Annotated in this window: 9 protein-coding genes, 1 tRNA gene and 1 rRNA gene; 8 read left to right on the top strand and 3 right to left on the bottom strand. The window is 55.9% G+C overall.

Annotation, left to right across the window (positions count from 1 at the left end; all coding sequences use genetic code 11):
• Nucleotides 1-248: 248 nt before the first annotated feature.
• Nucleotides 249-363: ribosomal RNA gene (gene rrf / locus QRN85_RS24355) — 5S ribosomal RNA — on the top strand.
• 372 nt (nucleotides 364-735) lie between these two features.
• Nucleotides 736-812, top strand: a tRNA-Met gene (locus tag QRN85_RS24350).
• Between the two features lie 163 nt (nucleotides 813-975).
• Here QRN85_RS24350 and QRN85_RS24345 read toward each other — a convergent pair.
• Complete coding sequence (locus QRN85_RS24345) at nucleotides 976-1,101, bottom strand: hypothetical protein (RefSeq protein WP_284760459.1); 126 nt, start codon at nucleotides 1,099-1,101, stop codon at nucleotides 976-978.
• A 557-nt stretch (nucleotides 1,102-1,658) separates the two neighbouring features.
• Nucleotides 1,659-2,798, bottom strand: coding sequence for an ROK family transcriptional regulator (locus QRN85_RS24340; RefSeq protein WP_113221501.1), 1,140 nt, complete (start codon nucleotides 2,796-2,798; stop codon nucleotides 1,659-1,661).
• Between the two features lie 93 nt (nucleotides 2,799-2,891).
• On the opposite strand from QRN85_RS24340, the gene QRN85_RS24335 reads away from it, so the two are divergent.
• The 6 genes from QRN85_RS24335 to QRN85_RS24310 all read left to right on the top strand — a co-directional run bounded on the left by QRN85_RS24335 (nucleotide 2,892) and on the right by QRN85_RS24310 (nucleotide 9,705).
• A complete protein-coding gene (locus QRN85_RS24335) occupies nucleotides 2,892-4,265 on the top strand; it encodes an ABC transporter substrate-binding protein (RefSeq protein ID WP_113221502.1) in 1,374 nt (457 codons plus the stop codon).
• Nucleotides 4,266-4,332: 67 nt separating this feature from the next.
• The gene (locus QRN85_RS24330; protein WP_284760458.1) at nucleotides 4,333-5,244 is read left to right on the top strand and encodes a carbohydrate ABC transporter permease; all 912 of its coding nucleotides are present in this window, start codon (nucleotides 4,333-4,335) and stop codon (nucleotides 5,242-5,244) included.
• The gene (locus tag QRN85_RS24325) at nucleotides 5,244-6,329 is read left to right on the top strand and encodes a carbohydrate ABC transporter permease (protein WP_162739362.1); all 1,086 of its coding nucleotides are present in this window, start codon (nucleotides 5,244-5,246) and stop codon (nucleotides 6,327-6,329) included. Before QRN85_RS24330 ends, QRN85_RS24325 begins: the two co-directional genes overlap by 1 nt.
• Nucleotides 6,330-6,334: 5 nt before the next feature.
• Nucleotides 6,335-7,447, top strand: coding sequence for an ABC transporter ATP-binding protein (locus tag QRN85_RS24320; protein ID WP_113221504.1), 1,113 nt, complete (start codon nucleotides 6,335-6,337; stop codon nucleotides 7,445-7,447).
• 12 nt (nucleotides 7,448-7,459) lie between these two features.
• Entirely contained in the window at nucleotides 7,460-8,182 is a 723-nt protein-coding gene (ugpQ, locus tag QRN85_RS24315; RefSeq protein WP_113099760.1) for a glycerophosphodiester phosphodiesterase, read from the top strand.
• The gene (locus QRN85_RS24310; protein WP_284760456.1) at nucleotides 8,182-9,705 is read left to right on the top strand and encodes a metallophosphoesterase family protein; all 1,524 of its coding nucleotides are present in this window, start codon (nucleotides 8,182-8,184) and stop codon (nucleotides 9,703-9,705) included. The genes ugpQ and QRN85_RS24310 overlap by 1 nt, the downstream gene beginning before the upstream one ends.
• 89 nt (nucleotides 9,706-9,794) lie before the next feature.
• Here the strand turns inward: QRN85_RS24310 and QRN85_RS24305 are convergent, their stop codons facing one another.
• The gene (locus tag QRN85_RS24305; protein WP_284760460.1) at nucleotides 9,795-10,448 is read right to left on the bottom strand and encodes a GntR family transcriptional regulator; all 654 of its coding nucleotides are present in this window, start codon (nucleotides 10,446-10,448) and stop codon (nucleotides 9,795-9,797) included.
• Nucleotides 10,449-10,493: the final 45 nt, after the last annotated feature.

Genomic DNA, 10,493 nt, shown 5'->3' with positions numbered 1-10,493 from the left:
CTTCGTTCCCATTGATTATGTTCATCAAGCGAAGCTTGATGAAATCTGTTCTGTCCTGACGCGCATAGCGCTCCGGACGGGCCGCGCCACAGGGCGCGACGACCTCTGGTCTGTATGGATGCCACGCTCAAAGTCGAGCAAGGCTACCAAACAGATAGGTCACAGAAAGACGTGTAAATTAAATAGAGTAAGACGAATGTCTTCTCTCCAGCTTCTCGAAAACAACGTATGTTGTTGCGTTTTGCCGACCTGGTGGTTATTGCGGGGCGGCTGCACCCGTTCCCATTCCGAACACGGCCGTGAAACGCCCCAGCGCCAATGGTACTCCGTCTTAAGACGCGGGAGAGTAGGTCGCTGCCAGGTCTGCAAAACGCAACATAACATCCAACATCTTCTCAAACACAAAAACAAACGGCCACAAGGCCAGTCAAAGGCCGCACACAACGCGGCCTTTTGTGTTATAAAGCATAAGAATACAAACAAGGCGGTGCGCCCAAATACGCTGCGCCCCTTACAGGAGACAAATCCTGAAGGAATTGCTCCGGCACGATGCATCACAGCAATGCTGTGACGCGGTCGCGATAAATCCAAAAGGGTTTAACGCTGGAAATAACGGTATTTTGCCTTCAGCAAAAACCGGACCGAGACGACATTTTGCCCAAGGCAAAAGTCGGGTAGAGACGCAAACACAATGTGTTTGCTCTGTCGCGACGAACCAAAGGTTCGCGCTGGTAACGCGGGGTGGAGCAGCCCGGTAGCTCGTCAGGCTCATAACCTGAAGGCCGCAGGTTCAAATCCTGCCCCCGCAACCAAAAAATCTGTAATATCCCAATAAAGCCCCTCACGGGGCTTTTTGCGTTTTGGGGCTCCAGTTGCGTCAGCGCGGCCCATCAAATCTTCCAGAATTGCCCGCTCGTTGAGAAACGCGGGCTTCCACTCGCCAGATGCAAACGCAAGGATCGCGACCAGATTGTCCTACAGCACGATCGGCAGTTCCGCGCCGTCGGGCACGACATTAATGCGGCAGGTAAGTTTAAGGAGCTTGTCTGCGGCAAGGAACTGTCGCTCCACCAAATCGAGAACCGCCTTGGTTGCCATCATGTTTGCGACCTCGCCATGCATCTGCGGGCTCGCTGGCTGATGGCCCGGTGTCTTGCCCCAGCACCACCGGCTGGATGATATCCAACAAGATTGGCATCAGGCGCTGATTGGCGTCAACGTCGGCAATGAGGTCCCTAGCCATCTCTTTATAGGTCCGGCGGATGCCATGGTTGAAGTCGATCTGAGTTCAATTTTCCTTTTCTAGTTGGTGACGCTACCGCCATTGTAATTTATTAAGCTGAGTTGCTAAGCGGAAGACTGCCTAGATCCTTTTTCGTCTCATCATTTGGCCTGGCACCAGCTGTAGACGCCTAGCCGATTTCTGTTGCTCGCTCATGTTCCGACTTCTTTTTTAATGTTAACGGCTTGATGAGATAGCTTTGACGTTTAACGGTTCGACTCCTTTCAAGGCGCACATCTTCGAATTTTTGACGGACAGAGATTTAACGCCAATGAAGGTTTCTGGATCGATATTTACAATCCAGTTGTCTTGTGTGCGATATTCAGTCATCGACACGATTAGCAACCCATATCGCGATCGGCCTTTCATTGATGAACTAGGTTCGCCCAGGTAGGTCATGAAGGATCATCGCTGCAGCACCGAAGGCAACGGCATCTGTCGCCGACACTTCCGGCAGCAAAATCTCCGGCTGCAACACGCGGGCGCCTTCGAATGGATCAGAAACTGAAAAGTTCAGCCAAGGCAGCAGCTGCTCGCGCACCATCAGCGGTAAAGTCCCGCCGACATAGATGGCCTGCGGAGCGAGAACCGCGCTGACGGGAAACGCCAGGCGGGCAATTTCTGGTCCGGCCCGTTTCAGCCAATCACCCAGAACATCTCCATTGGTGTCGAGATAATGTTTCCATGCATCCGGGGACCTGTCCGCAGGCACTTTGGCCGAGCGGCTTGCGCACCAATCCGCCAGATCTTCGAATGAAGGCCGGCTAAGGCCGCGCGCCCGCAAAGCACCGACCTCGCCGGCATTACCGAGACTTCCACGATAAAGTTGCCTTCCGATGATGATGCCGCTGCCAATCCCTTCAGACAGATAGAGATAGACAAAATTTTGATGGGCAGCGGCATTGCCAACCGTCAGTTCCCCCATGGCCGCGGCGTTGGCGTCGTTTTCGATCACTACGGTGCAGCCGAGACCGGCTTGTAGTGATGCCGTCAGGTCGGGTCCGGCCCAGGAAATCACCTCCTGCGCCAGATCGAGAAAGGCATTGCCATGCCGAAAACGCGTCGGCATCGCAATGCCGGCGCCGATCAGCTGGTTGTTACCTACTCCGCCCTGCGCCAGCAGCCGGTCCTTGCCGTTACGGATTTCATTCTGAACCTCGGCAAAAGTGTCATAGCGGCCGGGGAGGTGGAGTTCCCCCACCATTATGCCACCAAAATCTAACAAGCTGAGTGTTATGGAAAAGCGGTTGGCGTGAACCCCCAGCGCAAAACCGATCGAAGGATTAAGTGACAGATCGATCTGCGGGGCGCCCCGACCGACTTGACGTTTGGCACCCTCCAACACTATCCCGCGTTCGATGAGATCACGCGTCATCATACTGACGGCAGCCGGCGTCACGCCACACAGTTCGGCGATTTCAGCGCGCGACGCGGATTGCTTGCGTCGAAGGTAGCGCAGCACGGCTGCCTGCGTGTTTCCGATCCCGTCAAATGGCCTGCGGCTGCTAGTAAGCAAGGACTGTTCTCCACATCATGGATCGGCGATGTCATGATTTTGTTACTTAAGCAACTTAATTAAATAACAATCAACAACGGGACCGACCCTCTCATGACCAAATCTCTTGCCTTTCTTACCACCGTGGCGCTCTCCGCTCTGTCCACGTGTATCGCGCATGCCGAAGACATCAAGATCAAGATTTCCACGCTTGCCGAGCGCAGCGCTCCAGGCCGCGTTACCAACATCGAAGGTGCGGCCGAGATCATGAACAAGCAGTTCAAAGCTGCCGGTGTCGACAAGCACATCGTCATCGAAGCCAACAACAGCGCCGTCAAGGGCTGGGACGATCTGGCGCTGGAAACGCTAAAGGCGTTGTCCGTCGGGCAGGGCCCGGATATCTACGTTCTGCCGCATGAGTGGATCGGCCAATTTGCCCAGGATGGCTATGCCCTGCAGATGGACGACAAGATCGCCGCTGCTCCATGGGTCTATGGCGATATCCTGCCGGTCTTGTGGAATTCAGCCAAGGCAGCCGACGGAAAAATCTATGGTGTGCCGCAGGATGCGGAGATCCGCATGTTCTTCTACAACAAGGACATGCTGCGCAAGATCGGGAAGGACGAAGCCTTCATCGAAGGTCTGCCGGCCAAGGTCGAGGCGGGCGAATTCACACTCGATGACCTGACCGCCCTTTCCAAGGAAGTCGTCGATGGCAAGGCCGCAGATTACGGCATGCTGCATCGTCCGAATGTCGGTATCGACTACCTTATGGTCTTCCAGTCCTATGGCGTGAAGTTCATGGACGAAAAGTCAGGCAAGCTGATTTTCCCGAAGGCCGAGATGACCAAGGCGCTTGGCTGGTACGAGCGTAACGCCAAGCAGGGCGTGACCCCGGTCGACAATACGGCCATGAGCTGGGACGCCATCCAGGGCGCCTTCAAGCAGGAAAAGGCCTTTGTCTTCCATCAGGGCGTCTGGGCCGTTGCATGGCAGGTTGGTGAAAAGAACGGCGCGACATGGCCGACCGACAAGGAAGGCTATTTTAACAAGATCGGCTGGATTCCAGCACCGGCCGCAGAAATAGGTGGCAAGCCTGCCAACCTGTCGCATCCGCTTCTCTATACGGTAAACGCCAAGAGCAAGAATGCCGAGATTGCTGCCGATCTCGTCGCGCTGGCGACACTGCCTTACTTCAACAACGAACACGCCGTTACCTCTTACCACACGGCCATCAGCAATGCGCAGACGGCGATGCCGAAATACAAGGACAACTGGGTCCTGTCGGCTGCTTCGCCGATGATGGAACACGCCCAGTTCGTGCCGAACCACACCAAGTTCGGCAGCTACAACAAAGTTCTGTTCAGCGGCCTGCAGGCTGTCGAAACTGGCAAGATGACGGCCGAACAGGCTGTCGAATTCATCGCGGACGAACTCGAGCTGCAGTTCGGCGGAGATATCGAGATCCGCGACGCCGCCAGCAACTGAGCCCAATCACAATCCGTGCCGCCCGGCCTCTGTCGGGCGGCATCGTTTCTCCCATTGGTACCTTTTAATGTCGAATTTCCAGCTCAGGCCTCATCGCCCCGCCCGGCCGCTGCTTTATCTCGCACCGGCCACCGCGCTCCTTGCCGTGTTTTTCCTCGCACCAATCGTCGTCAACGCGGTGATCGCCTTTACTGACATGGGCGCCAATCTTCGTGTCGGTGAATTCACCGTCAAGAATTTCGAGCGGATCGTGCAGCGTGACGCGCGCCTGCCCATGGTACTACTGACAACGCTGGTTTACGTGACCGCCACCCTGTTCATCTTCAATGTCGGCCTCGGTGCGCTTCTTGCGATGACTTCGACGGCAATCCCTGAAAGGCTCGGCAACTTCTTCCGTGGCCTCTGGCTCCTGCCGCGGATGTCGCCAGCCGTGCTCTACGGCATATTGTGGATCTGGATTGCTGATCCGTCGCCGTCTGGCCTGCTCAATCAGGTCACCGGAACGTTCGGCCTGCCACCAATCAATCTGCGTAACGATTTCCCGCTCTTCCTCGTCATCCTGGCAAATGGTGTGGTTGGCGCCTCCTTCGCGATGGTCATTCTCACCTCGTCGGTTCGCTCCATCCCCTCGCATCTGGCCAACGCCGCACGGGTCGATGGCGCTAGCGAATGGGGCGTCCTGCGCCATGTCGTGGCGCCAGCGTTGTCGCAGCCGATCCGCTTCATCACGATCTATCAGGCGCTTTCGCTGATGACGACCTATGAATATATCCTGTTGATCACCGGAGGCGGCCCGGTCTACGATTCCACGCCTTACGCGCTCTATATCTATCGCCGCGCATTCGAAAACGGCGCTTACGCCTATGGCGCGGCGCTCGCTCTCGGACTGATGGTGATCGGCATCGCCTTTACCCTCCTGCAATGGCGCATCACCAACATGCGCTCCACCTTCGCCGCTCCAAAGATCGAGGTGCTGTGATGGCTCTTGCTCAAATGAAGACATCCCCGACCGTGTCGGCACCAGTCACGCACGATGACTGGGCCCGCCTGGAACGGCGAGGCGCGCTCAATCGCGCCGGGTTCCTCTCGGCGATCATGATCTTCCTGACGATCGTGTCTGTCCCGGTACTCCTGCCTTATTTGTGGCTGCTGGTGAAGTCTCTGACCTCTTCGGACAGTGAGGTCAGCCGAATGATCCTGTGGCGCAGCACCGCGATCGCGGCTGTTGCCTATCTCGGCGCCATCTTGCTGGCATTGCTGGCCGACCGGCTGCGCAAGCCGGCGCTGTCGTGGGCAGCACTTGGTATCGTGGTCGTTATTCTGGTAGCGATTTTCCTCGCACCATACCTTACATTCGACAATTACCGGTTCCTTTGGAATCGCGATATTGAAGGCACCGGCACTACGCGCATGGACCTTATGCCATCAGTATGGGCGGCATTGGGCAGTTCTCTTGCCTTTGCCATCGCTCAGACGCTGATCGTCACGCTTGTTGCGACGCCTGCGGCCTATGCGCTCTCGCGTTTCGCCTTTGCCGGCCGTGAGAACTTCTTGCGCGGGCTGTTGCTGCTGCACGCCTTTCCGGCGCTAGCGCTCACAGTCGCAATCTTCATCCAGCTGCATTACATGGGCCTGCTTAACAGTCTCATCGGCGTCGCACTGGTCATGAGTGCGCTGGAGCTGCCTTTTGCGATTTTCGTTCTCAAAGGCTTTTTCGACAACGTTCCCTGGGACATAGAGATGAGTGCCGTGACCGATGGCGCCACCCGCTCGCAGGCCTTCCGCATGGTCGTGCTGCCGCAGGTGCGTGGCGGTCTGATCGCGGTCGCCACCTTCACCTTCCTCAGAGGGTGGGAGGAATATGTCTTCGTCCAGACGCTCTTAATCGACAAGAGCCAGATGACGATGAGCCTCTACCTCTTCTTCGTTGCACAGGACAACATGGGCGCGGATTACGGCATGATCGCCGCCGTCGGTATTGTCTACCTCCTGCCTGTGCTGATCCTTTACAACTTCACGCAGAAATACATCACCCAGATGAGTTTCGGCGGGATCAAGGGCTAACACTTATGGCAAAAATCACCCTCGACAACGTCACCAAGAACTGGGGCGACACACAGGTTCTCAAACCGATGAACCTCGAGATCGAAAACGGCGAATTCGTCGCCATTCTTGGTCCTTCCGGCTGTGGCAAATCGACGACGCTTTTCCTGCTGGCCGGTCTTTACGCGCCAAGCGCCGGCGAGATCGCTTTCGATGGTCACAACGTCAACCGCATCGATGCGCGTGACCGTAATGTCGGTATCGTATTCCAGTCGTATGCGCTTTACCCCAACCTGACGGTGCGGGAAAACATTGCTTTTCCGCTGCGCTTCAAGGCGATGGGCAAGGAAGAGGTTGCTCGTCGTGTGGAAGAGGCGACAAACCTCGTGCAGATCAGCGCATTGCTCGACCGCCGTCCATCGCAGCTTTCCGGCGGCCAGCAGCAGCGTGTAGCACTTGCCCGCGCGCTGGTGAAGGAGCCGAATATTCTCCTGCTGGATGAGCCGCTGTCCAATCTCGATGCCACTTTGCGCATCACCATGCGGGCGGAGCTGAAAAGCATCCAGAAACGTCTAGGCTTCACCACGCTGATCGTCACCCACGACCAGATCGAGGCGATCACCATGGCAGACCGGATCATCTGCATGAACAATGGCGAAATAGCGCAAATCGGCACACCGGAGGATCTGCATCGCCGTCCCAACAATTTGTTCGTGGCAGGCTTTATCGGCGCGCCGCCGATGAACCTCCTGAAGGGCAATGCTGATGGCCGTCGCCTTCAGGTCGAAAACGCCTCGTTTAATCTAAGCGCGGAAGGCTCCGGCCCAGTAACCTTCGGTCTTCGCCCGGAGGACATCACGCTTACGTCGGCTGATATAGCGCCATTTCATGGAGAGATCGTCACCGTTGAGCCGATGGGCCGTGAAGTCTTCTACACGATCAGTACGCCAGCGGGTCTCATCCATGCGCTGGAATATGGCGAAACGGTTCGGCATGCATCGGGCGCCAAGGTCGGCATCACGTGCAAGTCCGAACTGACGCTTGTGTTCGACGCGTCGGGGAATCGGATCGCCGGTGTCCATGCCGATCTTTCACACCATACCGTAGGTCGCGCCCGCGTGCTCGCACCCGCAAACTGACAGGAATCTTCAGTGACCAAAATTGTATCGCATCGAGGTGCAAATAAGTTTGCGCCGGAAAACACCTTCGCTGCGGCCGATCTCGCTTTGGAGCAAGGGGCTGATTATATCGAACTCGACGTGCGCGAAAGCGCAGATGGTGTACTCTATGTCATCCATGACGAAACGCTGGACCGCACCACAAACGCCAAAGGTCCGGTCGGTCATATGCTGTCAGGCGCGATCGACACGCTCGATGCTGGTAGCTGGTTTGATGAAAAATTCAAGGGCGCCAAAGTGCCGAGGCTCGATGTCTATCTCGAACATCTGCGCGGTCGCGCCGGTGTCTATATCGAACTGAAATACTGCGACCCGGCCAAGGTCGTGGCACTGGTGCGAGATCTGGGCATGGTGCGCGAAACGTTTTATTTCTCCTTCTCCGAGGAGATGCGCCGCGACCTACAAATGATTGCACCGGAATTTCGCAAGATGATGACGCTTAACATCGCCAAGTCTCCCTCTCTGGTCGGTGCAGTGCATCATGCATCGATTATCGAGATCACACCCGAGCAAATGCGCCGCCCTGGCATCATCGAGGCAAGCCGCAAGGCAGGCCTGGACATAATGGTCTATTATGGGGGCGATGACATTGCTGTGCACCGGGAGATCGCTTCCGCGGGCGTCGATTACATCAATCTCGACCGTCCCGACCTGTTCGAGGCTGCTCGCGGTGACATGAATGGGGTTGCTGCCTGATGCAGATTGCAGTGGTTGCCGATGTTCATCTCCATGATCTCTACGGCGGCTATGGATGGATAGAGGAGGGCAGTGGCGATATTGCCCTTCGCACGTTTGAAGAGACGATGGCATCCACGCGGGTGTTCAACGAAAGCCATGCGGCATTTATGGCTGTTTTGGATGATATCGTGAGGCGCGGCATCCGGGTTGTGGTGCTGTTAGGCGACTATTCAGACGACGGTCAGCCAGGCGCCGTTGCGGCCTTGAAGCGCATTCTTTCTTCATATGAGGAACGGCACGGTATGCGGTTTTTCGTGACGTTCGGAAATCATGATTGTTTCGGGCCCGCGACGCGTCATCAGGCTAAATGGCTGACAAAGGGCGATGGCCTTGATCCGCTTCTCGTCACGAGTAATGATGAAACACCGGCGCCGGCCGTCTTTCAAATCGGAATGCTTGGCATGTCGACCGCGGATGCGGTCGAAGCCATGGCGAATTACGGGTTCATTCGGCCTGATAATGTGCTTCATTGGGAAACACCCTTCGGCCACAGTGACGACCTGGCAAGAGGGTATCCTGTAGACAGCAACCCTGCAGGTCTTGATTTCTCCTATCTCGTCGAACCTTTGGAGGGCCTCTGGCTTCTGATCTTGGATGCTAATGTTTTCCACCGTGAAAATGGTGCTTGGCAGGTGAGGTCGAATGCAGCATGGGATCATGTTTTGAAACAACGCCCGTACATGCTGAACTGGATCGCGAATGTGGCCGAACGCGCATCGCGCTCGGGCAAGATGCTTCTGGCATTTTCTCACTATCCAGCCTTGCCTTTGGCAATGACCGGCAAGGGCAACATGCGCAAGGCAGCCAGCACGCCGGATTGGTCAAAACGGATGCCTTCACTTGAAAGCGGCCGTCTTTTGGCTCAAGCCGGTATCCGCTGGCATTTTAGCGGCCATATGCATGTGGCAGGGCGAATAGAGTATGACAGCCTCGTCAATCTGGCAGTTCCATCGCCAGTCGCTTATCCCGGTGGATATGTTGCCGTCACCTGCGGTGAAGGAAGGGTTGATTGTGAGTTTGCCCGGTTAAAGGACGTGCCGGGTTTCGACACGGCAGCTACTGCCTACAGGGCGCAAGTCCAGCGGTCAGACATGGGGCCAGCTTTTCATGAAGCAATTGCCGCCCAAGACTATAGCGACTTCCTACATGCTCATCAAAAAGGGGTCATAACCTCGATACATCTTCAGAAGGATTGGCCACCGGGTATCGTTGAAAGTCTCAACATACCAGTAAGACAATTGCTTAGTGCTGCTCCTTACCTCGCCAGTCAGTTGAAACATTGGCCCGACATTGGAGAGTTTCAGCTAGCTCACATGCTGGAGGACTACTACTTCATCCGGTCGGGAGGTGAGGAAACAATGCGCGCACTGCCTGACGAGCGCATGTCGTTCTATCGCCACTTGGGCAACGCGCTTCATGCCAGCGGCACTACAGGAATGCCCATCGAGTATCTAGCTACCTTGCTTGCCGCTTTATTGTAATTCCACTTTATGGGGTCGTTGGTTCAGATCCCTTCAAGAGTGGAGAATATTCGGACGTCGCTCTAAGTATTCTTCGATAATGAGAAAATTCAAGTTCGCCGCTTGATCAGTCGCATCTGCTCGATGATATGCCGGCCTGACCCCTCAACATGTTGGGCAATAATTGCTGCTGCGCCGTCGGCATCTTGGCTCTCGATGCACTTAAGCAAACCGCGGTGCTCGTTTATTACGCTTGTTTGGCGGATTAGTGAGGTCGGGAACTGCCGGCTGATGGCGGAAAGGATTTCCCGGTGTCGCCACCATAAGTCGACCGCGTGGCGGTTGTAGTGACGATCGTACATGACCTGATAAAATGCCATGTCTAGCTTTGAATCGGCATGAGGATCGGCAAAATTCAAATCCTCCATCCGCGCCTGCAAATCTTCCAGGGCGTTGAGATCCGCCTTGGTTGCGAGGCCCACGAACCAACGCGTCAGGGCTGGCTCGATCAGAACCTCGATCTCAAAAATATCGCGCACGAAGGTTTCGTCTATCGCCCGCACACGCGCGCCGCGGTTTGGCATCATGACGACAAATCCCTCGCCACGAAGTTGCTGCAACGCCTCTCTTACGGGGTTAGTCGTGGTTCCCATCCATTCGGCAAGTTCGGAAACTTTTAGCCGTTCATTTGCGACGAACCGACCCTGAATGATGTCGTCACGGATCGGCTGATTGTTCCGATGACAACGGGAGTGGCGCCAAATGGTTTTGGCACCACTCCGAGTTAAATTGTTACGTGATTCAGGCGG

The organism is Agrobacterium sp. fls2-241-TYG-188a (genome assembly GCF_030209845.1).
Note: the sequence above shows the minus strand (reverse complement) of the source record. Positions and strands in the feature narration are given on the sequence as shown.